This window comes from Mycobacterium sp. IDUB_1, assembly GCF_055419625.1.
In genome coordinates, this window is record NZ_JBVAYA010000001.1 from 1083571 (window position 1) to 1107240 (window position 23670).

Genomic DNA, 23670 nt, shown 5'->3' on the forward strand with positions numbered 1-23670 from the left:
ATTTTTCAGAAATTTTTCCGATTGGCAACTCGTGTTCACAGAAAACTGCCGACCGGACTGCTGGAGACACCTTAGTGCGGACTGTGCTCCGCGTCGCGCGATCCGGGAACTGCGCAACGCGTCGGCGCGGCTCAAGGTTTGTCGGTGGTCGAATGTATGTTCGAAGTATGGTTGGCGTGCGAGAGGCGGTGGCGGTCCTGCGGGCCGCGGTCGATGGCGTGCTCGCGTGCAATCTGGACCTGTCGACGGCTGCGGAGCTCACGGAGTTGCTCGACGAGCTGGAATCCGCCGGGTGCCGGTTGCCGGCCGCCCAGCACCGGGCGTTGGCGCGGCTGCAGATCGAGACCACCGCGCAGCAGATGGGCGCCAAGAACTGGAAAGACGTCCTCGCTGTGCGTTACCGGATCAGCGGTCCGGAAGCGAACCGTCGGTTGACCGAGGCCGCGCTGCTCGGTCCGCGGGTGTCGCTGACCGGAGAGCCGTTGCCGCCGGTGCTGCCCGCCACCGCCGCCGCACAGGAACAGGGACAGATCACCCCGGAGCATGTGGAGATCATCCGTAAAGCCGTCGACAAGCTGCCCGGCTTCGTCGACACGATCACCGCCGAGCAGTTCGAGGCCGATGTCGTGCGCATCGCGGCCGGTGCCGGCCCAAAAGCCACCCAGGATGCCGCCGATCTGGAGCTGTTCCTTCTCGATCAGGACGGCCCCGAACCCGACGATGCGGAACGTGTCCGCAAGCGGGGTTTGAAGAAGTCTCGGCAGTGTCGGGACGGGATGACGGCGTGGTGGGCGGATCTGACGCCGGAAGCGGCCGCGGTGTGGGAGGCGATCTTGGCCAAGTACGCCGCCCCCGGGATGGGCAACCCCGACGATGACGAACCGTGTATCTCCGGCACACCGACGCAGGCGCAGATCGACAACGATCACCGCAGCCTCGCCCAACGCCAACACGACGCCCTACTCGCGGTCGGGCGGATCGCCCTGATGAGCGGGGAGTTAGGTCAGCTCAACGGGCTACCGGTCACGGTGATCGTGCGCACCACCCTCCAAGACCTCGAATCCCGCGCCGGAATCGGCACCACCGGTGGCGGCACCCGGCTGCCCATCCGCGACGTGATCCGGATGGGCGCGCACGCCTCCCACTACCTGGCCGTCTTCGACCGGGCCACCGGGGCGGCACTCGACCTGTTCCGAACCCGACGCACTGCCTCGCCAGCCCAGAGAATCATGTTGATTGCGCGCGACGGTGGATGCACCAAGCCCGGCTGCCGAGTCGGCGCCTACGGCTGCCAGGTCCACCACGTCACACAAGACTGGGCCGCGGGCGGGCTGACCAACATCGATCACCTCGGCCTGGCCTGCCCACCCGACAACCGATCCGTCGCACCCGGCGGCTGGACCACGTCGATGAACACCCGCCACGAAGTGGAATGGACCCCACCACCGAACCTGGACACCGGACAAACCCGCGTCAACACCCACCACACCCCCGAACGCCTGCTCCGCCCACCCGAACAGGAGGAGGAACCCGGCGGACCCGCACCACCCGACAACCAGGTGGCGTGAGAGCCGCGAGGAGAGGATCGCCACGTCTGTCTCGACAGCGGCTGCTCTGGGGCTGATGATACTGGCGGTGCGCATGGGGCGTTTTGTTATCGAAAGTTTGCCGTGCGTCTGTGATTTCGTGATGTGCCCTCGTAGTCTGCAGTGCGTGGGCAGGCATTCCCAGGTTCGACCGCGGCGTTCACGCGCCCGTGTCCTGACCGCTCTCGGCCTGCCCGCCGCCGCCTTGCTGGTCGCCGGCGCCGACGTGCAGCGCCCTGCAGAACCGCCTGTCCGGCCCGCGGTCGCCGAGGCGCCGCCATGCTGCATGGAACTAGTGGCTGCCCCACCGGTGGGCGTCGCGCCCGCGAGTAGCCCGGGCGGCACCCGCGTGCAATGGGTGGCCAGTTCGCGCGCGGCCGCTCGGCAACCGCAGATTCTTCCCGCCGGGTTGGCGCCCGAACGGGGGCTGCAGGTCAAGACGATCCTCGTCGCGCGTGCGGTCAGCGCGATCTTCCCGGAGATCCAGAGCATCGGCGGTGTCCGGTCCGATCCGCTGCCCTGGCATCCCAACGGCCTCGCGATCGACGTGATGATCCCGAATGCGAGCAGTGCCGAAGGCATCGCGTTGGGCAACCAGATCGTCGCGTTCGCGATGAAGAACGCCGAGCGATTCGGGCTGCAGGACTGCATCTGGCGCGGCGTCTACTACACCCCGGGCGGCGGCCGCGCCGGTGGCTACGGGCACTACGACCACGTGCACATCACCACCCACGGCGGGGGCTACCCGACCGGCGACGAGGTCTACTACCGCTGACCGATCACGGTGCGGGCGGCGGCGCGGTGGTGCTCGTCGGGGACGACGTGGGTGCCGACGGGAGATTCGGCAGGGACGGCCGAGACGGTTCCGTGCCCGCAGCGTCCTTGCACGGTCCTGCGGTGACGGGACCCGTGATGACCTCGCCAGGTCGGGGCATGTAGCCCTGGGGTGGAATGTAGAACGGCGCGCCGTTGAGGCGGGCGCACACGCCGCCGTCCTGCGCGTACGCCGTCGGTGAACTGCAGATGATCACGCCGATGAATGCAGCTGCGACGCCCGCGACCATGCCACCTGTTTTCCCGATGCTTCTCGACATCAGTTCTCCCCCCGTTGTCGAGACGATAACGCGGACCGGCTGCGCGTTTGCCGTTATCGAGCGACATCGCGGCGCGCGAACTCCGGTGCCCGCTCCGGGCGGACACCCACGCCCACCAGGTAGGCCGGGATCACCGACAACCACGGCGCGCGTTGCATGAGCCGGAGCACCCCGGGCGGCGGACCGCTCACGCCCTCCTCACCCCGCACGACCGGACCCAGTAGCCGCGCGTCGAGCTGACGCTGTAGGGCCTGGGTCAGCGCAGTCGCGACGATCCGGCGCCGACGCACTCGTGCCAGGTCCCGCTCCGTCACCACGCCGCGGCGCAGCGGCCCGGCCAGCAGCCGCGCAGTCGCGACGCCGTCCTGCACAGCGACGTTGATGCCGACCCCGCCGGCCGGGGACATCGCATGGGCGGCATCACCGATACACAGCAGTCCGTCGGTGTGCCAGCGCCGCAGACGATTCAGCTTGACGTCAAGGCACTTGATCTCGTCGAGTGAGGTGACAGCGGAGACGGTGTCCCCAGCTTCGGGTAGGAGCTCGAGAATGTCGGCGTGAAAGGCGGCCAGCCCGCGGCTGCGGACTTCGGCGTCCGACCCTTTCCGAATCAGCAGGGCGATCTGCAGATATCCCTCGCGGGGGATCACGATGATGGCCTTGCCCCGCCCGATGCGGGGGAACAGGCTGAAACCAGCGGTCGCGGCATTGCGGGGGAGCCGGAACCACAAAGCGTCGAAGCTCACCGGGTACTTCCGCACCGCCAACCCCGCCGATTCCCGGACCACGGAGCTGCGGCCGTCGCACCCGACGGTCAGATCAGCGCGCAGTTCGCCTGCGCCAGAGGGGCTTTGGTAGCGCACGCCGACGATGCGGCCCGATTCTCGGATCAGGCCGGTGACCTCGTGGTTCAGCCGCAGCGTGAAGGACGGTTCGTTCTCGGCGGCTCGAGCCAGCAGATTGAGCAGATCCCACTGAGGCACCATCGCCACGTACCGGTGCGGGAGACGGAGCCGATCGAAGTCGACCAAAGTGACCGGATGCCCCGGGGCGGCATCGACGGTGAAGTGGTGCACCCTGCTCTGGGGCAACCGATCGAAGACCGGAAACAGCCCGAGATCGTCGAGGAGCCGCAGAGTACTGGGATGCACCGTGTCGCCGCGGAAGTCACGGAGGAAATCGCCGTGCTTCTCGAGCACTGTGACCGCGACACCGGCGCGGGCGAGCAGCAAGCCGAGCACCATGCCGGCCGGCCCGCCGCCGACGACCACGCAGGTCGTCTTCTCGCCCATGTCGAGAAGGTTAGAACTTCAGGTAGCCGCCGTCGATCCTCAGCACGTCCCCGGTGTGGTACGTGCTCGCCGGGCTGGCCAGATAGACCGCGACACCGGCGACGTCCTCCCCGGCGCCCCACCGCCGTACGGGCACGCGCGGCAGCACCCGGGACCGGAACCGCTCGTCGGCCAGGCCGGCCGCCGTCATCTCGGTGTCGAACCAGCCGGGCGCGATGGCGTTGGCGCGAATGCCGTGTCGCGCCAGTTCCACAGCCAAGCTGTCGATCAGCGAGATGACCCCGCCCTTCGATGCGGCGTAGGCGGGCTGGCGGGGCATGCCCTGGAAGGCGCCGAGGCTGGACACGGCGACCAGGCTGCCGCCGCGCTCGGCCGCGACCATCTGCCGGGCCGCTTCACGCAGCGTGACGAACACGCCGTCGAGATCGACCGCGGTGATCGACCGGAATTCCTGCAGCGACGTGTCGAGCGTCGGGGTGAACCTGCCGTTCACACCGGCGTTCGCGAAACACGAGTCGAGCGAACCCCATTCGTCGCGGACACGGGCCATCGCCGCGGTGACAGCAGGTTCGTCCGTGACGTCGCAGGGCAACGCCAGAACAGGATTGCCGTGCGCGCGTAACGACTCCGCGGCCGTCTCCAGGCGTGCGACACTGCGACCGATGATGGCCACGGACGCGCCGGCCCGTGCCAGCCCGTCGGCCATCCCCAATCCGATGCCCGATCCGCCGCCGGTGACGACGCTGACATGTCCGGTGAGGTCGAAGAGGTCGGTCACGCACCAACCCTAACCGCTCAGATTCGGGTCCCCGCGGGGTCTCCGCCGAGGCGCTGAGTCAGCCACACCGGCACGATCGCGACGATCGTCAGCGCCGCGGCGACCACATTGATCACCGGTGCTTGATTGGGGCGGAACAGGTTTCCGAAGATCCAGATGGGCAGCGTCTGCACGGTGGGGCCGGCCGTGAACGTCGTCACGACGATCTCGTCGAAGCTCAGCGCGAAGGCCAGGATGGCGCCGGCCACCAGGGCCCCTCGCATCATCGGCAGCGTCACGAATCGAAAGGTCTGCCACGACGACGCCCCGAGGTCGGCCGACGCGTCCTCGAGACTGGTGCCCAGCCGGCGCAGGCGCGCCTGGGTGTTGTTGAACACGATCACGATGCAGAAGGTGGCGTGCCCGACGATCACCGTTGCCATTCCCAGCGTCACGCCCAGCGCAGAGGTGAACGTGGCGTTCAGTGCGATACCGGTGACGATGCCAGGCAGCGTGATCGGCAGGACCACAAGCAGATTGACGGTCTGGCGCCCGAAGAACTCATAGCGCTGCACCGCGAACGCGGCCATCGTGCCTAGAACCAAGGCGAGCACGGTGGCCGCCACTCCCACGATCACGGAGTTGCCCAGCGATTCCCACATGCCCTCGCTGGCCAGCGCAGTCCGCCACCACTGCAGCGTGAAACCGCTCGGTGGGAACGCGAACGTCCTCGATGCGTTGAACGCGTTCACCACCACCAGCGCCAGCGGCGCGTAGATGAAGATCAGCACCAGGACCGTCCATGTCCGGGTGGCGCCGCGCATGCGTGACGACAACATCTACACGTTCTCCAATGCACCGGTGCGTCGCATCGCGAACAGGTACAGCAGGATCGCGGTCAACGGGATCAGCGACAGCGCTGCGGCCATCGGCTGATTGTTGGCGGTCACCAGCTGGCCGTAGATCACGTTGCCCAGCAACTGGGTCTTACCGCCCACGATGGTCACGGCGATGTAGTCGCCCAGCGACAGCGAGAACGTGAAGATCGACCCCGCCGCGATACCGGGGAACACCATGGGCGCCATCACCAGCCGCAATGTCGCCGCATCCGATGCGCCCAGATCCGCGCTGGCGTCGACCAGGGAGTCCGGTACGCGCTGGAAGGCCGCGAACACCGGGATCACCATGTACGGCAACCACAGATAGGTCAGCGTGATCACTGTGGCGGCAAGGCCGTAGCCCGGTGAGTAGCCGATCGCCCAGTGCATCGGGCCCTCGGGAGACAGCAGCATCCGCCACGCATACGCCTTCACCAGATAGCTCGCCCACAGTGGTGTGGTGACCGCGACAACGAGAGCGACACGCACCGCGGGCGAGGCCACCTTGGCCATGTACAGCGCCAGCGGCACGGCCAGCACCGCACACACCACGGTGACCGTCAACGCCACTCCGACGGTGCGCAGCGTCGTCGTCCGGAACACCTCCGAGGTCGCCACCCGCACCAGGTTGTCGGTGGTGAAGGTGCGCACCACGGCACCGGTGAAGCTGCTCCGACTCCAGAACGCCGAAACAAGAAGGATTGCAAGCGATCCCAGATAGGCGACGACCAGCCAGGCCAGAGGTGGAATCAGCAGGAAGGCCAGCGTCACCCGCTGCCGCAGCCGCGGGGCGGCGGGCATCAGCCCTTGATCTCCTGCCACTTGTCGACCCACTGGTCATAGCTGGTGCAGTTGTCGCCGCTGCCGTCGACGCACTTCGTCTGCGGCGTGGTCCAGTAGTGGATCTGCGCCGCGTACTGCTCGTCGGTCGCGTGATAGGTCGCGCAGTGCGCCTTGTCGGTGGTCAGGTCACACGACTTCGTCTGCGCCGGAGCCTCTCCGAAGTACTCGGCGACTTCGGCGTTGGCTTTCGGGGAGATGATGTAGTCCATCCACTTGTACATGCAGTTGGGGTGCGCGGCCTTTGCGGACAGCATCCACGTGTCCGACCAGCCGGTGGCGCCCTCCTTCGGCAGCACCGTCGCGATCGGCACCTTGTTGTCGGCCTTGATGGTGTTGGCGATGACCTGCCAGCTGGTGCCGATCACCGTGGTGCCGGATTCGAACGCCTGCACTTCCTTCGTGTAATCCGACCAGTACTCGCCGATGTTCTCCTTCTGCTGCTTGAGCAGATCGACTGCGGCATCGAGCTGTTCGCTGGTCAGCGAGTACGGATCCTTGATGCCCAGATCGGGTTTGGTCTTCGACAGGTACAGCGCCGCGTCAGCGATGTAGATGGGGGAGTCGTAGGCGGTCACCTTGTCCTTCAACTCCGGTGCGCCGGGGAACACCGCGCCCCAGCTGTCCGGTGCTGCCTTGACGACGTCGGCGTTGTACATCAGCAGGTTGGCGCCCCAGCCGTGCGGGATGCCGTACATCTGGCCGTTCACCGAGTTCCACGGCTTGTCCTTGAGGAACGGCACCACCGTCGCGTAGTTCGGCACCAGCTCGGTGTTCACCGGGGCGACGTCGCCGGCGTATATCAGCCGCAGCGTGGCATCGCCCGATGCCGACACCCCGTCGTACTGCCCGGTGCGCATCAACTGCACCATCTCGTCGGAGGTGTTGCCGATCTTGACGTTGACCTTGCACCCGGTCTGCTGCTCGAACGGCGTCACCCAGTTGACCGCAGGATCATTGGAGCCGTTCTCCGCGTATCCGGGCCACGCGATCAGGTTCAGCTGTCCCTCTCCGGCGCCGACCGAGCCGGCTGGCTCCATCGACGGGGGGCCCTCCGCGGTGCCGCCGGAATCTCCGGAGCTCGAACAGCCGGCGAGCAGCACGCCACCCACGGCGAGCACGACGCCAAAGCGGTGCAGGGGTTTCAACATGTCTTCTCCTCGAGATCGGTCGACAGTTCGGTGAGATCGCGTACGGCGGCCTCGGGCCAGGTCAGGACCACGGGGCTGCCGCGGGTCAGGGCCGCGTCTGAATCCGCCGAGAGCAGGGTGGCGGTGAGCCGGACGTCGTGGCCGGTGACCGTCGCCGCGATACGCGTGATCGGGCCGGCGTAGACCACCTCGGCGACGTGCGCCTCGACGCGATGCGCGCCGGCAGGTTCGGAGGCAGCTTCCGGGGCGAGGACGGCGATGCGTTCCGGCCGGATCGCGAAGGTCCCGCGCCTGCCGAGCACAGCCTGCGCGCTGTCGCCGTCGAGCACGTTAGACGTTCCGACGAAGTCGGCGACGAAGCGGTTCGCGGGATGTTCGTACACCTGCCGGGCCGCACCGACCTGCTCGATACGTCCCTCGTTGAGGACCACCAGCCGGTCGCACAGGGTCAACGCTTCGTCCTGATCGTGGGTGACGATCACGAACGTGATGCCGACTTCGCGCTGAATCGCCTTGAGCTCCACCTGCATCTGTTCGCGCAATTTCAGGTCGAGCGCGCCGAGCGGTTCGTCGAGCAACAGCACGCGGGGTCGTCCGACCAGCGCGCGAGCCAGCGCGACACGCTGCTGCTGGCCACCGGAGAGCTCGGCCGGCTTACGGGCGGCCTGCCCGGAGAGCCTGACCATCTCCAGCGCTTCGCCGGCGCGGCGACGCCGCTCCTGCTTGTTCACGCCGCGGACCCGCAAACCGTATTCGACGTTCTGCGTGACCGTCATGTGCGGGAACAGGGCGTACTGCTGGAACACCGTGTTCGTGTCACGGCGTGCCGGGGGCAGGGCGGTGACGTCGCGGCCGCCCAGCTTGATGGTGCCTGCTGTCGGAGCCTCGAACCCGGCGATCATGCGCAGCAGCGTGGTCTTACCCGATCCCGACGGGCCGAGGATCGCGAACAACTCGCCGTCGGCGATCGTCAGATCGGCTCCTTCGACCGCCACCACCGGATGCCGCGCGTCGCCGAACTCCTTGCGGACGCCGATCAGCTCGATCTGTGGAACGGCCGCGTTGTCGAGGGGGTCGGCGCCTGGTCTCGACACCGCCGTTCCGGATGGCATGCAGGCATCCTAGGAATTCCGTTGCCGAAGCGCAGTTCAAGCACGAATTTCGTCTCGAGCGCGTCGCAGGGCCACGCGCTCAGTCGCTGCGCCCGTCAGCTGATCGAGTCGCGGAAGTCCATACCCTCCTGTCCGGCCTGGGCCCATTGCGCGATATCCACGACCGGATGAATCTGGAACTCGTTGAACGGTGCGAACCTGGTCGTCCCGTTCAGCAGTTCTGCCGGGTCGTCCGTTTCGACGATGGCGTACCCGCCTCCGGCGTCGACACGGCCGACGAACTGATGGAAGGTCGTGCCGGCCGGCGGTTGCCATTTCGAGAACAGCTGCAGAGCGCGGCGCAACGCCTCTTCGTTGTCTTTCCCTGATCCGGTGAGTCGCGACGTCCATGCCATGGCATATTTCATTTCGATCCTCCTAGCACACAGGCTGAACTGGATTCCCGCAGTATCCTCCCGGCGCGGTCACCTGACCAGGGCCGCTTCACACGGTCTTTGCGTCGCGAAACTTTAGCTCTACCAACGGTTCATAGCTGTGACGCCGTCCGTCCTCGGCGCCAGCGGGCGGCCGTTCGCTGCGACATGCGCGGCCAGTGGCCCGCGGCCCGAAAACGCTGCCCACCGAATCAGGCGCACCGGTCAGCAGAGCGCGAATTTTCCTGCCACGTAATCCGATTGGTAGGCCACTGCGGTGCTCGAGGCGCAGATCGGACACGACACTCCCCATACGTGCCACGGTGTCTAGAACGCTTGCGTGCCAATGGCAAAGCCTTGCGCTTTCGGGCATCGATGGCCGTCGAGGCGCGTACTGTGGTGAGTCGTGCCCCGCAGCGGACCCCCTTCGGCCCGCTGGGTGTTGCTGGCCACGGTGCTCGGGTCCGGCATCGTGATGATCGACGGCACGGTGGTCAACGTCGCGCTGCCGCACATCGGCGCCGACCTCGGATCCGGTTTCGGCGGACTACAGTGGGTCGTCAACGCCTACACGCTGTCGCTGGCGTCGCTGATCCTGCTCGGCGGTTCATTCGGCGACCACTTCGGTCGGCGTCGCGTGTTCCTCGTCGGGGTCACCTGGTTCGCACTCGCATCGGTTGCGTGTGGCCTGTCGCCGAGCACCGAATGGCTGATCGTCGCGCGGGCGCTGCAGGGGGTCGGAGGCGCGCTGCTGACCCCCGGCAGTCTTGCCTTGATCTCGGCGTCCTTTCACGGCGCGGACCGGGCCGCCGCGATCGGTGCCTGGTCGGGACTCGGCGGGATCGCGGGAGCCATCGGACCGTTCCTCGGCGGCTTCCTCGTGGAATGGAGCTGGCGGGCGGTCTTCTGGCTCAACGTTCCCCTTGCCGCCGTCGTGATCGTCGTGACACTCCTCCACGTGCCAGAAAGTCGAGACGAGGAGGCGCCGCCCGGCCTCGACATCGCCGGCGCCGTCCTCGCGGCGCTGGGCCTGGGCACGCTCACCTATGGACTGACGCGGTTGGGCAACGGCGACGTCGACGTGGCGGCGACGATGACGATCGGGACGGGGGTGCTGGCGCTCGCTGTGTTCGTTGTCGTGGAGCGACGCTCGTCCCATCCTCTGGTTCCGCCACGCCTGTTCGCCGACAACATGTTTCGCATCACGAACATCATCACGCTGTTGATCTACGGCGCCCTTGGCGCGGCCTTCTTGCTGTTGGTGCTGCAACTGCAAACCGTCGCTGGGTTCAGTCCCGTGGCGGCCGGCACCGCGCTCCTGCCGTTCACCGTGGTGATGCTGGTGTTCTCGGCGAGGGCCGGCGCGTTGGCTGCTCGCATCGGACCGAGAATTCCGATGACCGTGGGGCCACTGCTTTCCGCTGCGGGTCTGCTCCTGATGATCCGCATCGGTCCGAACGCCACCTGGGTGGGGGATGTCTTGCCCGCAGCACTGACGTTCGGTGCCGGCATGGTGCTGGTGGTCGCGCCACTGACCACCGCGGTCCTCGACGCGGCGCCGCGCACCATGGCCGGCGCGGCGTCGGGGGTCAACAACGCCGTGGCACGCGTCGGAGGTTTGTTGGCCGTCGCCGTGTTGCCCGGGCTCTCCGGAATCAGCGGCGCCGACTATGCCGACCCCGCGGCGTTCAACACGGGATTTCATGTCGCGGTGAGTATTTCAGCCGCGTTGATGGTCGTGGCAGCGATGATCGCAGCGGCCGGCATTCGCCGGACCCGGAACCCGATCTCCGATGATCGGTTCCGAATCGACGAATGCCGGCACTGCGCGATCAGCGGACCGCCGGTGGACCCCGGCGACGTCCGCGCGACGTGAGGTTTCTAGCCGGCCGGGACGGTGCCGCAGCCGACGCCCGGGATGCACCCGGAGGCTCCACCGGGGCCAGCTGCACCGCCGGGACCACCGGGGATCGCGCCAGCCGCACCGCCGGGTCCGGCGACACCGCCGGGACCGCCGGGGATCACACCTGCCGCGCCCGCAGGACCGGCCGCACCGGCAGGTCCACCGGGGATGGCGCCTGCAGCGCCGCCGGGTCCGGCGACACCGCCGGGACCGCCGGGACCGCCGGGGATCGCACCGGCTGCACCGGCAGGTCCGGCGACACCGCCCGGACCGACGTAGCCGGGAGCAGGCGGGACGTAACCGGCGGGCGGAGGCGGTGCATAGCCCATCGGAGGGGGCGGGGGCGGGGGCGCAGCGCAACCCGTGCCGTAGGTGTCAACGCATCCGGCCGGACCTCCGGCAGAAGCGAACGGGGCGAACGCGAGTGCGGCAGCGGCGGCACACGCAGCGATCACAGTTTTCTCCAGCATGCCGACACCTCTACCCGGCCGGCGATTTGTCAAACGCTGTGCTCCTCGATGTAGCGCTCAGCGTCCTTGTCATCAGCGTCGACGCCAGTGATGGATTCGCGTTCGGCATAGAACCGCAGCCATTTCATGCCGAGTTCGTGGCGCAGCTCGAGCGTCGCGCTCTTGATGAAGTCGGGCATCGCCTCCCGTTCCTCCTCGTCGAGGTGGGAGCCGTTCTCCTTGCGGGCTGCGTTGACGGCCGCGAACCACTCGTCGCTGCCCGGCTGGTGGTCCCGGGACCGGCGCACCGCATCGCGGATCGCGTTGTGGTCGGTGATCGCGTCCTCGGTCTCGTCCTCCGGGTCCCCTTCGGGATTACCCGGGTCGTCGCGACCTCCGTGGGCCAGCAGGGCCGGGTAGAACACCGTCTCCTCGGCGTCGGCGTGGGCATCCAATCGCGTGCCGAGTGCTTTCCAGATCGCGGCCAGCTCGTCGGGGGAGCGCGCGTCGTCGAGCCGGAAGAACTGTCGGCGCAGCCAGTCGTGGTCGGCGTAGATGAGATCGATGATGTCGGCCATGAGCGCAGGAATACCCGGGTTTCCCCATGCGGAACCGGGGTACCACGAAGCGGTGGAGCGAGACACCGAGCAGCGGTTCGATGTCGTCGTCGTCGGGGGCGGAAATGCAGGGATCAGCACTGCGGCGCGCTTGCTGCGCAAGGGATTTGAGCGTGTCGCCGTCATCGAACCGCAGACGGTGCACACCTATCGACCCCTGCTGTCCTATGTCGGAGGCGGGCAGGCCGCGTTGCGCAGTGCCGAGCGCACCCAGCGATCTGTCACGCCGTCACGATGCACCTGGATCCGCGACGCCGCGGTGTCCATCGATCCGGTGGAGTCGACCGCCGAATGCACCACCGGCCGCCGACTGCGCTACACCGACCTCGTGATCGGTGCCGGGTTGGTGCCTGACGACGACGAATTGCCCGGTGTGGCGGCCGCTCTCGAGACTCCTGCCGTCGCCAGCAATTACCTCGACCACGCCGAGAAGACATGGCGTCGGATCGACGCAATGCCGGCGGGCGGCCATGCCGTGTTCACCGTGCCCCGCGCCCCCGTCAGCTGTACAGGAACCACGATCAAGCCGCTGTTCCTCGCTGCCGCGCACTGGCGCGACACCGGGCGGCTACCGGGGGTGAGTATCACCCTGGTGATCGATCGCCCCCACCTGGTGGGCGTGCCAGGGATCGACGCCAGGCTGTCGAAACGCTTGTCGGAGTTCGACGTTCGCGTCCTCTACGACACCCGAGTGTGCGAACTGAAGCCGGAAGCGCAATCCGTCACCGTCGACGGCGGCGAGCATGTCTCCTACGATTTCCTACATCTGGTCCCGCCGTTCCGGGGCCCGCGGTGGCTCGAGGCATCGGGACTGACGGGCGATCAGCCCCACGGGCTCGTCGACATCGACCCGACCACGCTGCGGCACCGCACATACCCGAACATCTGGTCGGCCGGCGACGGCGCGGCCGTCGACACCGACCCCTCCGGCGGCGCGCTGCGCAAGCAGATTGCCATCCTGGTGCACAACGTGCGGGCGGCTCGCGAGGGCGGCCCGATGAAGCACTACGACGGTTACACCGTCGCGCCGATCACCACCGACAGACGGCGCCTCATCGCCGGCGAGTTCGATCGCCGCGGACGGTTGACGTCGTCGCTGCCGTCCTTCGTCGATTCGACGAAGCCGCGCCGCGCCGCATGGGTGTTCGACCGCTACGCGCTTCCCCAGACGTATTGGCACGGCATCCTCAGAGGGCGGTTGTGACGGCTCCGGGCTGACGGGTCGGGGTGATGCGGGCCTTGACTCCGTATACCGAAGCGCGGGCGAGCAATTCGCGGTAGAAGTCCTCGGACACCACGGGCGTGCGGCTGAGGAGGAAGCCCGACAGGCCCGTCGGATCGGTCACGATGGCCCACTGGTAGTCGGGATCGAGATCGACGATCCAGTAATTGCCCGGCGGGTCGGCGTTCGGCGTGCCGAAGAACGTCACCTTCAATTTGGTGTTGGTGTCGTCGACGGGCAACGCGGTTCCCTGGATGGTCGATTCCGGTCCGTTGTCGGAGAAGTAGTTGCCGGAGTTCGCGACACTGATCGAGCCGTCGGGGTTCAGCCCGTAGACGGCCTTGGTGTTCACCAGCCCGATCGAGAAGAACTGCTTGACGCTGCCGACCTCGTACCAGGTGCCCAAGTAGGAGTCGACGTCGACGAGTGGCGGGGGAGCCAGCACGATGGCCGAGGTGTCGCCGAGCACGATGTACTGGTCGGGCACCCCGTAGATGCCGGTGCCGTCGGCCGGCCCGAGACCCTGATACAGGTCGTTGATCCACCCGGACGCCAAGGTGTAGACCGCCGCGGTGTCGCCGGGTGCCGAGAACCGGGTGAACAGCTGCGACAGGACATCGATCACGGGGTTGCCGCCGAGCAGCGAGTCGACGTGCGACCCGCCGGCGAGGGTGACTCCGACGAACTGCCCCGGTCGCGCGGCGACGAGTTCCTTGGTGGTGGCGCCGAACAGATTGCCCGCCTGCGGTGGGGCTGCGATCTGGTACACCGGGATGTCCCCGAGGCGTGTCAGCGCCTCGGGGACGACGTTCTTGTAGGCGAATCCGTCGAACATCACGACGCCGCGCAGGTTGCCGGTGTTGCCGGGATCGGCCTCGTAGTAGCCGCCGGCCGCGGCGGCCAGACCGCCGCCGGCCGAGTGCCCGGTGAGCACGAAGTCCTTCGGCAGATCGCCGGTGAACCCGGCGGCGGCGGCACTCGTGGCGAGTTCGTTCTCGTCGCCGAGGAACAGATCGGCCACCGCCTGCTGTGTCTGCGTTCCGTTGAGCCAGCAGCCGCCGCACCGCAGCGACGGGAACGACGGGATGTTGGGCACCACGACGATGCTGTTGGTCTGTTGCGACAGGTCTTTCGCCAGCGCCGAGTAGAAGAACTTGCGGCCCATGAAGCCGTGCTGCAGATAGATGACACCGGTGGCGTCGACCGACCCGTTGGACTGGGTGGGGAAGTACCAGTCGGCCCGGGTCTTCAAGTCCTTCTCACCGACCGGGATGTCCAGCTTCGCGCGGCCGGTCCGCACACCGGTGACGGTGTCGGCTGCCTCGACCTGCGCGACGACCGGGGGTTCGGGCGCCGAGTCCCGGGTGTCGGTGGTGCGCAGTGTGAGCAGCCGCTGCCGCCCTGCGGGATTGGTGTCGGTGTCGGTGCTGCGGGCTTTCACGCGGCTGCGCGGCTTCGTGGACGCAGGTGCCGCCGCCGGATCGTCGTCGGCTCGGGCCGCCTTCCTCGCGGCGCGCTTCTCGGCCCTGTCTGCCGTGGCGGCATTCGCGTCCCGCGATGGACCTGCGTCGACCGACCGGGTCGGCGCGGCGTCACCGGTGCCCCCGACGTCGGGGTCAGCGCTGGCTACTCCCTCTCCGGCGCCCAAGGCGATGCACGCACCGGCACCCAGCCCAAACAACCAACGGCTGAAGAACCAGTAACCCCAGTGTCTCGACGTCACGGCCCGAACCTAGCCCGGCGGCACCCGTGGGCGGACAGATTTGTCGCCGACGTCAGTGAGTCGTCACGCACAGAGGCAGTGCCGCGTACAAAGGCCGCGTACAAAGGCAGGGTGCCGTCACAACCCGAGGTGAAGATCTGTCCGGTGTGTGGCCGCCCCTTCCACAACCGGAAGAAGTGGGCGTCGCGCGGACAGTGGGACCACATCGTCTACTGCTCGCGCCGTTGCCGCGGTGATGCGGTCAGAAAACGCGAATCCAGTCGATGAGCATCTGCGCCGGGTATGTCCCGCCGGCCGGTTCGCGACCGCCCGAGCCGCCGACGGCGATGTTGAACACCGGGGCCAGCGTGTACCCGGGGTCATTGAACGGCCAGTCGTCGATCGAGTTCGCGGGCACCGTGAAGAACGGCTCCATCCCGGGCTGATAGTCCTTCCAGAAGTACATGCCCGTCGGCAGCCACGTCATCCGCCAGGTGTGCCACCCGTTGTCGATCGGATGGCGGTCGGTGGCGAACGAGGTGCCGTCCAACCGGGCGTGCACGGTGGTTCCGGACGGCCAATCGTTGTTGCCGTACCACTCGACGAGGTCCACTTCGCCGCCGCGCACCGGGTTGTCGTTGAGGAGCCAGAATGCGGGCCAGGCGCCGTCGGTGAGGCAGTCGAGCTTGATGCGGGCCTCCCACGTCGTGCCGACGCCGCCGCGCCAGTTCCCGATGATCTTGGCGCTCGCGTACTTCTCCTGGATCGTCGTGCCGGGGCCGCGGGTGGCCCGAATGACGAGGTTGCCGTTGCCGTCCTGGAAGACGTGCTCCTGATCGGTGACGTAGCGGCCCATGTTGTAGGGCTTGTCCCACTCGACGGGGTTCCTGATCGTCTCGCGCTCGGGGACGATGAACCACCATGCCGGATCGGGCGGTGCGCCCGCGGGCCCGTTGAACTCCTCCTGGAACAGGAACACCGGGCCGGGGTCGACAGTGGCGCCCGGGGCGGGCGGGGCTCCCGGGGGAGCGGGGACGGGTGGTACGTCGCCGGGAAGGGGCTGCGCGTGAGCCGTCGCGGTGGGCAGCGCGGTGGGCAGCGCCACGGCGGCCGCGCCCAATCCGAACATGACCATCAGGTTGCGGCGATCGAGTTCTGGCACCGAATGACCATAAATGATGACGCCTGAAGGTGATCGGCCTTCCCGCGACGATTCCCGTCGTGTCGGGGCTGGTTTGACGGCGCCGCTGAGCGGCTACCGTCTGTAGCCGTGATCCTCGACGATGCCATGCGGTTGGCCGGCCGAACGGTTGCCCGGATCGTCACCCGCCCACCCCGGTACGACCTGCAGGGCCGCGTCGTGTTCATCACCGGTGCGGCCAGGGGGTTGGGCGCCGAGACGGCGCGGCGAGCGCACGCCCGCGGTGCACAGGTCGCACTCGTGGGTCGTCGGCTGGCGCCGCTGCAACAGTTGGCAGACGAATTGGGTTCTGGTGCAGCCGCGTTCGAGGCAGATGTGACATCGGCGGAACGGCTCCAACGCGCCGCCGACGATGCAGTGGCTACGTTCGGCGGCATCGACGTCGTGATCGCGAACGCGGGGATAGCGCCGCCGTCGCGCACGGTCGCCACGATCGCCGCCGACGATTTCGAGCACACCGTCGACGTCGACCTGCTGGGCCAGTGGCGCACGGTGCGCGCCGCCCTGCCCGCTGTCATCGAGCGCCGCGGTCATGTCCTGCTGGTCGGGTCGATCTATGCCTTCTTCAACGGCGTGCTCGCTGCGCCGTATGCGGTGAGCAAGGCCGGTGTCGAGCAACTCGCCCGGACGCTGAGGGTGGAGCTGGCGTCCCACGGTGCCACTGCGGGCATCGCCTATCTGGGGTTCATCGACACCGACCTGGCCGCCGATGCGTTTTCCGACGCCTCGGCCGCAGCGATTCGGCAAGCCGTGCCCCGGGTGTTCACCAAGGAGATGACTGTCACCGAGGCTGCCGATGCCATGCTCGACGCGATCGAGCGCCGCGCACCGAGCGTGAGCGCACCGGCGTGGGTGCGGCCACTGCTGGCGCTACGATCGGTGACCACCGTGGTGATGGACGACGTGCTGCTGCACAACCGCAAAGTGCAGGCGGCCATCACGGCAGCTGAAAGCGATGCGCGACAGCCTGATTCGTGATCTCAGGCGGCGACAGTGGACGTCGCGGTGCCCGAGACGGCGGTGAGCAGTTCGGGGATCGTGAACTCGCCCCAGCCGACGTTCACCGGTCCGCTCGCGGTTCCCAGCCACGGCACCACGCCCGGATCGGGTACGACGCCGAGGTGGTAGGCCTGGATACCCGGCAGGTGGTACTGGAAGAAGTTGCCGAAGAAATCGGCCAGGAAGATCAGATTCCTGATCGGGCCCGTGTGCCACAGGGTCGCCGCGTTCAGCAGAGGTGTCATCGCGGCCGGATCGCCGATCAGCACGATGTTGCCGTAGTGCGGCTTGCTGCCCCCGCCCGGGACGTAGGGCGGCATGAGCGGTTGCAGGCCCGGCAGATCGGTCGCCATGAACCCCGCAGGGTCGCCGTAGGTGATGATGTTGACGAACATCGAGTCCCGCCCGTTACCGTCGACGGTGGTGTTCATCCCCGGCGCTTCGAAGCTGACGCCGGGAAGGCTGAGCTGCTGCGCGACGTACTGGGCCTCCCAGCCGCCGAGTGAGTGCCCGGTGACGAAGACGTCGTCGGCGTCGTAACCCTGGCTCTCCGCGGCGGCCTGTACCCGCTTGGCGAAGCGCAGCGCGTCGTAGAACGCGCGCGGAGTCTTCGAGGTGAAAACGACCTGCAGGTCGGTGAACAGCTGGGCCCCGGCGATGAGCGGGATGAACAGCAGGTTGGTGCCGCCGGTGGTGCCCTGGTAGGCGATGACGACCTGCCCCTCGGGCGTCACCCACGCCCGCGCGGCCATCCCGGACAGGATGTTCGCCGACGCGAGCTGAAAGCCGTTGACGGTGAACGGAACCAGGCCCTCGGGTGTCGTCCCGAGCCCGTATCCCGAGGCCGACGCATTGAGGAACTGCGCCACGGTCGGTGTCTCTCCGGTCGGGGGCCCGCCATAGGTCACCGCCGGAATCGGAGGCTGTGGCGGAGGAGTCCGATCCAGCCGGAACCACTTCTCGCCCTCGCGGAAGACCGCGAACAGCAGATCGTTGATCGGCGGGATGATCTTGATCGGTGGCTGCGGCCCGCTCGTCGACGACGTGATGTCGAGGACCTGCAGCACCGTGTTGATCAGCCGCGCGGGCAGTTGCACCAGCTTGCCCAGGGGAGAGAGCGGCTGAGGCACCGGGATCTCGGCGGTGGACGGCTCGGTGACCGCAGCGGCGACGGTCGGTTCCGCTACAGCCGGCGGCTCCGCGGAGCGTTCGGTGCGGACGATCTTCAGGCGCCGCGGGGTGTCGTCGGGAGCTTCAGCAACGTCGGGAGCGGCCTCCGGCTCGTCCGTGGTCGCGCTCCGGGCCCTGCGCTCCTCTGCCTTCTCCTGCAGCCTCGCGAGGAGGGGACGACGCGTGACCCGCTCGTGCTCGTCGCTCCCGTCGCGCCGCCACCGCGGTCGCGTGACTTCACCGGTGTCACCGGAGCTGGTCGCGTCCGTTTTCGACTCTGTTTGCGGCGTGTCGTCCGTGGCCGTGGTCGGTGAGCTCGGCGGCGGGGTCACCGAGTGGGCGGCAGAGCTGTCCGAGTCCGAACCGGCTGGGTCCGCCCACGCCACCGCCGGTGCCGGTAGTGCTGCCAGGCCTGCGCACAACGTCGCGGCGGCGACAGCCGACCGAATGCGCGAACGTCTGGGTGCCCGCTGTACCGCGTCCCCTGTAGCAATCACCGCGAACCCGCCTGTCCTCACCAATCGTGACCGTGACAACATACGTTGTCCTGTGAGCCCAGTCACACACCGGTCGCCCTCGGCGATGGTCCCGAGGGTGGGGACCTGGTGGTTGGCGATGGTATTCGGGATAGCTCGAGGCCATGCGCGGCGCAGCCACCGATCGAGCCGTCCGTGATGGGCTGCGGCGGACGTCGACGGCAGCCCCGGTACCGGTTCACGCTTCTCTCGGGGAGCCGAGGCGTTACACTGCCGTCAATTGCCGGGCGTGACGGTTGTTCGGTGCCGGGCTGGTCCACATCGTCGGGGGTGATCTTGAAGATGACTCGACAACAGTGCCTTTCGCATGACGGCGAGCTTCGGAGGCGTGGGGCGCACACGCTGGCCGATCCGGACAGCCGGGGAGCCGCGTCCGAGTACGCCGAGGTCGGTGCCCACCGGACCGCGAGCGTGCGCGGCTCTGCATGGATAGGGCGCGCCGGCGCACTCGCGGTCGCGCTCGGCATCGGTGCGGCCATCGTCGCCACGCCCGGTCTGGCATTTGCTGACGCAAGCGGTTCCGACGCCGACGGCTCGACGTCGCACACTGCGTCGAGTACGTCGACGACGACCCGTCCGCGCGTCGCCGCGTCCCGAGACCGCACGACCGAGACCCGCGCCGAGGCCCGCCAATCGCGGCGAGAGGCCGCCCGGGAGGCACGTCGGTCCCGGTCGACGTCGGGGGACGCCGCCACCGACGATGCGACCGAGTCGTCGCGGCCCCCCACCCGAGTGCGGATGTTGTCGCCTCGGACGCCCAGCGATCGGTCGGGGTCCGTCGGAGACGACCCGGTCTCGCCCGCAGTGATGCCCCTGGTGTGGGGTGCGGCGCTGACCACGCGTCGCGACGCGTTGGCCGACAAGATCCAACTCTTCGGTGCCGGTGTCCAACGGATGAGCCTGCAGCTGCAGGCGACCACGAAGGGCAGCAAGTCGAGCCCGTCGATCACCGTGGGCTTTCCGCAGGGCACCACCTACCTCACCGAGGGCGACGGCGGACCGCACGTCGAGCTGGTGACGGTCCAGTTGTCCGGTGCGTCCAAGACCGCGGTGACCGTTGGATACACGGTGTCCGGCTACACCGGGACCGGGTACCGGGCAACGGCGGGCACGGACTTCGTCGCTGCCACGGGTTCCGTGGTGTTCGCACCGGGGCAAACGTCGGCGACGATCCCGATCACCGTCGTCGGCGACACGACGTACGAGCCCGACGAGATCGTCCGCGTCGAATTGACCAGCGCCGTCGGCGCGTTGATCGTGCGGACTGCAGGTCAGTTGGTCGGGCAGAGCAACGCCGTCATCGCCGACGACGATCCGGCGTCGGGCATCGGCATGACACTGCATCTGCGAGGCGCCGATGCGGCCACCGTCAAGCAGGAATTCGACCTGATGGCGGCGATGGGCGTGACGTGGGTGCGCATCGACATGGATTGGTCGGCCATTCAACCGACGAAGCGCCGCATGGACTGGTCACAGACCGACCTCCTCGTCAACGAGGCCGTCGCCCATCAGATGAACGTGCTCGTGATGCTCGGCTTCACGCCTGCGTGGGCGCGCTCGTCCGGGACGCAGTCGCTGTCGGAGCCGACTCACGCCAGGCCCTCGGACCTCGCGGACTTCGCGAAGTTCGCGCAGCTCGCCGCGCAGCGGTACGCGCCGTCGGGGGTGAGCTCCTGGGAGGTGTGGAACGAACCGAACACCGCCAAGTTCTGGCCCACGATGCCCGATGCCGATGAGTACGGTCGGTTGTTCAGGGCGGCCGCGACGGCGATCCGCGGGGTCGATCCGCGAGCGACACTCCTCATCGGCGGTCTCAGCCCTCAGTACGACGGCCAGGTGGGGGAAACACCTCCCGTCACCTATCTGGAACAGCTCTATGCCAACGGTTCCGCTCAGCTCGCCGACGCGATCGCTGTTCACCCCTACAGCTATCCGAATCTGCCGATGGATCCTCAGCAGCGGCAAGAAGGGGGCTTCTACGACCTGCCCGCGCTGCAGGCCGTCATGAACAGCCACGGTGACGGCGACAAGCAAGTCTGGATCACCGAATTCGGCGCGCCCACAGGCACGAGCGTCAACGCCGTCTCGGAGCAGCAGCAGGCAGCCATCATGCTGGGAGCCCGCGACCAGGTCGCGCTCTGGGATTGGGCAGGTCCGCTGATCTACTACGAGCTGGTCGACGGAGGTACGAATCCGGCCGACGGCGAACAGAACTTCGGTGTGCTCCGCGCCGACCTCACGCTCAAGGCTGTCGCCCGGGCGTTGATGGACGCTGCGGCGGTTCGGCTGTGACCCAGACACCTGCGCGCATCACCCCGGTCACCGCCAGCTGATCGTCGAGCACGACAAGGTCGGCGGTCGACCCCGCGGCGAGTTCGGCACTGGGTAACCCCAGTGCTGCAGCGGGATTCACCGACGTCTGCGCCACCGCGGCCCGCAGCGCCTCGTCCCGTGGGACGCCGCTGTACTGGACTGCACACCTGAGCACCCGGTCCATCGTGGCCGTGCTGCCGGCGGTGGTGTCGCTGCCGGCAACCCGGGCCACCCCGTCGACGACGTCGACGGCCAGCGGGCCGAGATCATAGCGTCCGTCCGCCATGCCGGTTGCCGCCATCGCATCCGTGATCAGCGAGATGCGTTCGGGGCCGACAGCTTTCGTCACCAGACGATAGATGGCGGGATCGAGGTGCACGCCGTCGGTGATCAGTTCGACTGTGACACGGGGATCTTCGAGCAGTGCGGTGATCGGACCCGGTTCGCGGCGATCGATCGGACGCATCGCGTTGAAGAGGTGGGTGCCGACCTTTGCGCCCGCGTCGATCGCGGCCTGCGTCTGCGCGTAGGTCGCCTCGGTGTGCCCGACGGCGACCACCACCCCCGCGGCGGTGAGCTGTTCGATGGCGGCGATCGCCCCTGCACGCTCCGGGGCCAGGGTGACCATCCGGATCGTGCCGTCGCCTGCCTCGACGACGGCGTCGATCTCGGCCGGTTCGGGATCGCGCATCAGCGCCGGTTGGTGCGCACCGCAGCGCCGCGGCGACAGCCATGGTCCTTCCAGGTGAATCCCGTCGAGCAGCCCGGTCCGGACGTCGCGCGCCAGGGCGGCGACCTGCCTCAGCAGGTCATCGCGATCGGCGGTGACCAGCGATGCGACCAGCGTGGTGCTCCCGTGGCTGCGGTGGACGGCGACCGCGGTGGCGGTCTCTTCCGGGTCGGCGGCGGTGAAGTTGGCGCCGCCGCCGCCGTGCAGGTGGGTGTCGACGAACCCCGGCACCACGGTGACCGCGCCGAGATCGCGATCGACCGTCGTGGGTGCGTCGCCCTCGCCGACTGCGCGGATGGAGCCGTCGACGACGTCGATCCATCCGGGCTGCAACGACTTTCGTCCCGTCAGGACGGTGTCGGCGCGCAGCAGCACCTCAGATGCCCTGCCAGTCGGGTTTGCTGCGATATGTCTCGCGGTAGTAGTCGACGAGTTGCAGCCGGCGCGCGGCAGCGTCGTCGAGCAGCACGGTCACGTGCGGATGGTGCTGCAGCACGGTCGCGGGCCACATCGCGCTGACCGCTCCTTCGACCAGGTGGTGCACCGCTTCGGCCTTACCCCGTCCCGTCGCCACCAGCACGATGTGCCGCGCCTCGGAGATGGTGCCCAACCCTTGCGTCAGGCAGTGCGTGGGCACCGCGTCGACGTCGTCGTCGAAGAACCGGGCGTTGTCGAGACGGGTCTGCCGGGTCAGTGTCTTGATCCGGGTGCGCGAGGCGAGCGACGACCCGGGCTCGTTGAAACCGATGTGTCCGTCGGTGCCGATCCCGAGGATCTGCAGGTCCACCCCACCGGCGGCGCGGATCGCCGCCTCGTAGGCCGCGCACGCGGCCGGGATGTCGGCGGCCAGGCCGTCAGGACCCTGCACGGCGCCGTCAGCGAAATCCACGCGCGAGGCGAACACCGCGTCGATGACGTTGCGATAGCGCTCGGGGTGATCGGCAGGCAGGCCGACGTACTCGTCGAGCGTGAAGCCCTTGGCCTGCCGGAACGACAGCTCGCCCGCCTCGTATCGGGCGACCAGCTCGTCGTAGATGCTCAGGGGCGAGGACCCGGTGGCCAATCCGAGAACCGCATCGGGTGTGCGTCGGAGCAACGCGGTGATGGCATCGGCGGCGACGCGCCCGATGTCGCTGCGATCCTGCAGGACAACGACTTCCATCAGGTACCGGCCGTGAACAGGCCGTCGCCCGAGGTGAGCACCGCGCCTTCGAGGACGGCCTCGTCGGGCGTGATGTTGGCCGGCTCCCGCTCGTCCATCACCACAACGGGCACAATGGGATTCAGCCCCTTGGCCACGATCGCCGGAACGTCATAGGTGATCACCGTCTGGCCCGCGGTGACCTCGTCACCTTGGCTCACATGGGTGGTGAAGCCCTCACCGTCGAGCGCGACGGTGTCCAGCCCGAGATGGACCAGGACACCGACGTTGTCGGCCGTCATGATCACGTACGCGTGCGGCATCAGCTTGAGTACCTTGCCGGTCACCGGAGCGACCGCCTCGATCACCTCGTGCGGCGGGTCCACCGCGGCCCCGTAGCCGACCATGCCCGCCGAGAACACCGGATCGGGCACATCGGAGAGGGGGACCGCGCGGCCCTGAACAGGGGCGAGGACGGGTGTTGGGCTCACTGGCGCGACTCCTTTTGTCGATCGGATGAAAGCCGATCGCACCAAGAATAGGCTTGCAGAACTTGCGCCCGGG

23 protein-coding genes are annotated in these 23670 nt (G+C 68.0%); 7 read left to right on the forward strand and 16 right to left on the reverse strand.

Annotated elements, in window-relative coordinates; translation table 11 throughout:
* The first annotated feature begins 152 nt into the window (after positions 1 to 152).
* Entirely contained in the window at positions 153 to 1568 is a 1416-nt protein-coding gene (locus ACZYYX_RS05485; RefSeq protein WP_463813420.1) for an HNH endonuclease signature motif containing protein, read from the forward strand.
* Positions 1569 to 1713: 145 nt separating this feature from the next.
* Positions 1714 to 2361: a hypothetical protein gene (locus ACZYYX_RS05490; RefSeq protein WP_463813421.1), complete on the forward strand. Its 648-nt coding sequence runs from the start codon at positions 1714 to 1716 to the stop codon at positions 2359 to 2361.
* Positions 2362 to 2365: 4 nt separating this feature from the next.
* Here ACZYYX_RS05490 and ACZYYX_RS05495 read toward each other — a convergent pair whose 3' ends face one another.
* The 8 genes from ACZYYX_RS05495 to ACZYYX_RS05530 form a co-directional block, all read right to left on the reverse strand.
* Entirely contained in the window at positions 2366 to 2680 is a 315-nt protein-coding gene (locus tag ACZYYX_RS05495) for a hypothetical protein (protein ID WP_463813422.1), read from the reverse strand.
* Between the two features lie 53 nt (positions 2681 to 2733).
* On the reverse strand, positions 2734 to 3972 hold the full coding sequence (locus ACZYYX_RS05500) for an FAD-dependent oxidoreductase (RefSeq protein WP_463813423.1): 1239 nt from the start codon (positions 3970 to 3972) through the stop codon (positions 2734 to 2736).
* 10 nt (positions 3973 to 3982) lie between these two features.
* The gene (locus tag ACZYYX_RS05505; protein WP_463813424.1) at positions 3983 to 4750 is read right to left on the reverse strand and encodes an SDR family NAD(P)-dependent oxidoreductase; all 768 of its coding nucleotides are present in this window, start codon (positions 4748 to 4750) and stop codon (positions 3983 to 3985) included.
* Positions 4751 to 4767: 17 nt separating this feature from the next.
* Positions 4768 to 5568, reverse strand: a complete 801-nt coding sequence (locus ACZYYX_RS05510; protein WP_463813425.1) for an ABC transporter permease — start codon at positions 5566 to 5568, stop codon at positions 4768 to 4770.
* A complete protein-coding gene (locus ACZYYX_RS05515; RefSeq protein WP_463813426.1) occupies positions 5569 to 6408 on the reverse strand; it encodes an ABC transporter permease in 840 nt (279 codons plus the stop codon).
* A complete protein-coding gene (locus ACZYYX_RS05520; RefSeq protein WP_463813427.1) occupies positions 6408 to 7598 on the reverse strand; it encodes an ABC transporter substrate-binding protein in 1191 nt (396 codons plus the stop codon). Before ACZYYX_RS05520 ends, ACZYYX_RS05515 begins: the two co-directional genes overlap by 1 nt.
* Positions 7592 to 8710, reverse strand: coding sequence for an ABC transporter ATP-binding protein (locus ACZYYX_RS05525; protein WP_463813428.1), 1119 nt, complete (start codon positions 8708 to 8710; stop codon positions 7592 to 7594). The genes ACZYYX_RS05520 and ACZYYX_RS05525 overlap by 7 nt, the downstream gene beginning before the upstream one ends.
* Positions 8711 to 8805: 95 nt before the next feature.
* Positions 8806 to 9117 carry a DUF3303 domain-containing protein gene (locus tag ACZYYX_RS05530; RefSeq protein WP_463813429.1) on the reverse strand — a complete coding sequence of 104 codons (312 nt, stop codon included), beginning with the start codon at positions 9115 to 9117 and terminating at the stop codon, positions 8806 to 8808.
* Between the two features lie 412 nt (positions 9118 to 9529).
* Between ACZYYX_RS05530 and ACZYYX_RS05535 the strand changes: the two genes are divergently transcribed.
* Positions 9530 to 10999 carry an MFS transporter gene (locus ACZYYX_RS05535; protein ID WP_463813430.1) on the forward strand — a complete coding sequence of 490 codons (1470 nt, stop codon included), beginning with the start codon at positions 9530 to 9532 and terminating at the stop codon, positions 10997 to 10999.
* Positions 11000 to 11004: 5 nt separating this feature from the next.
* Here the strand turns inward: ACZYYX_RS05535 and ACZYYX_RS05540 are convergent, their stop codons facing one another.
* A complete protein-coding gene (locus ACZYYX_RS05540) occupies positions 11005 to 11496 on the reverse strand; it encodes a hypothetical protein (protein ID WP_463813431.1) in 492 nt (163 codons plus the stop codon).
* A gap of 29 nt (positions 11497 to 11525) precedes the next feature.
* Positions 11526 to 12053 (reverse strand): hemerythrin domain-containing protein, encoded by a 528-nt coding sequence (locus tag ACZYYX_RS05545; protein WP_463813432.1) that lies wholly within the window; start codon positions 12051 to 12053, stop codon positions 11526 to 11528.
* Here ACZYYX_RS05545 and ACZYYX_RS05550 point away from each other — a divergent pair.
* Complete coding sequence (locus ACZYYX_RS05550) at positions 12052 to 13296, forward strand: NAD(P)/FAD-dependent oxidoreductase (protein ID WP_463813433.1); 1245 nt, start codon at positions 12052 to 12054, stop codon at positions 13294 to 13296. The two genes, ACZYYX_RS05545 and ACZYYX_RS05550, sit on opposite strands and share 2 nt — an antisense overlap.
* Here the strand turns inward: ACZYYX_RS05550 and ACZYYX_RS05555 are convergent.
* Positions 13280 to 15037: a lipocalin family protein gene (locus ACZYYX_RS05555; protein WP_463813434.1), complete on the reverse strand. Its 1758-nt coding sequence runs from the start codon at positions 15035 to 15037 to the stop codon at positions 13280 to 13282. The genes ACZYYX_RS05550 and ACZYYX_RS05555 overlap by 17 nt on opposite strands.
* Before the next feature lie 129 nt (positions 15038 to 15166).
* Between ACZYYX_RS05555 and ACZYYX_RS05560 the strand changes: the two genes are divergently transcribed.
* A complete protein-coding gene (locus ACZYYX_RS05560; RefSeq protein ID WP_463814817.1) occupies positions 15167 to 15304 on the forward strand; it encodes a DUF2256 domain-containing protein in 138 nt (45 codons plus the stop codon).
* On the opposite strand, the gene ACZYYX_RS05565 is transcribed toward ACZYYX_RS05560, so the two are convergent.
* The gene (locus tag ACZYYX_RS05565) at positions 15279 to 16151 is read right to left on the reverse strand and encodes a glycoside hydrolase family 16 protein (protein WP_463814818.1); all 873 of its coding nucleotides are present in this window, start codon (positions 16149 to 16151) and stop codon (positions 15279 to 15281) included. The two genes, ACZYYX_RS05560 and ACZYYX_RS05565, sit on opposite strands and share 26 nt — an antisense overlap.
* A gap of 135 nt (positions 16152 to 16286) precedes the next feature.
* Between ACZYYX_RS05565 and ACZYYX_RS05570 the strand changes: the two genes are divergently transcribed.
* The gene (locus tag ACZYYX_RS05570) at positions 16287 to 17195 is read left to right on the forward strand and encodes a short-chain dehydrogenase/reductase (RefSeq protein WP_463813435.1); all 909 of its coding nucleotides are present in this window, start codon (positions 16287 to 16289) and stop codon (positions 17193 to 17195) included.
* A 2-nt stretch (positions 17196 to 17197) separates the two neighbouring features.
* Here ACZYYX_RS05570 and ACZYYX_RS05575 read toward each other — a convergent pair whose 3' ends face one another.
* Positions 17198 to 18772 (reverse strand): hypothetical protein, encoded by a 1575-nt coding sequence (locus ACZYYX_RS05575; RefSeq protein ID WP_463813436.1) that lies wholly within the window; start codon positions 18770 to 18772, stop codon positions 17198 to 17200.
* Positions 18773 to 19204: 432 nt separating this feature from the next.
* Here ACZYYX_RS05575 and ACZYYX_RS05580 point away from each other — a divergent pair, with 432 nt between their 5' ends.
* Positions 19205 to 21214, forward strand: a complete 2010-nt coding sequence (locus ACZYYX_RS05580) for a cellulase family glycosylhydrolase (RefSeq protein WP_463813437.1) — start codon at positions 19205 to 19207, stop codon at positions 21212 to 21214.
* On the opposite strand, the gene nagA is transcribed toward ACZYYX_RS05580, so the two are convergent.
* The 3 genes from nagA to ACZYYX_RS05595 are packed head-to-tail and all read right to left on the reverse strand — an operon-like array spanning position 21165 to position 23597.
* A complete protein-coding gene (gene nagA / locus ACZYYX_RS05585) occupies positions 21165 to 22340 on the reverse strand; it encodes an N-acetylglucosamine-6-phosphate deacetylase (RefSeq protein ID WP_463813438.1) in 1176 nt (391 codons plus the stop codon). The genes ACZYYX_RS05580 and nagA overlap by 50 nt on opposite strands.
* 1 nt (position 22341) lies before the next feature.
* A complete protein-coding gene (nagB, locus tag ACZYYX_RS05590) occupies positions 22342 to 23127 on the reverse strand; it encodes a glucosamine-6-phosphate deaminase (RefSeq protein WP_463813439.1) in 786 nt (261 codons plus the stop codon).
* Positions 23127 to 23597, reverse strand: coding sequence for a PTS sugar transporter subunit IIA (locus ACZYYX_RS05595; protein WP_463813440.1), 471 nt, complete (start codon positions 23595 to 23597; stop codon positions 23127 to 23129). The genes nagB and ACZYYX_RS05595 overlap by 1 nt, the downstream gene beginning before the upstream one ends.
* Between the last annotated feature and the right edge of the window lie 73 nt (positions 23598 to 23670).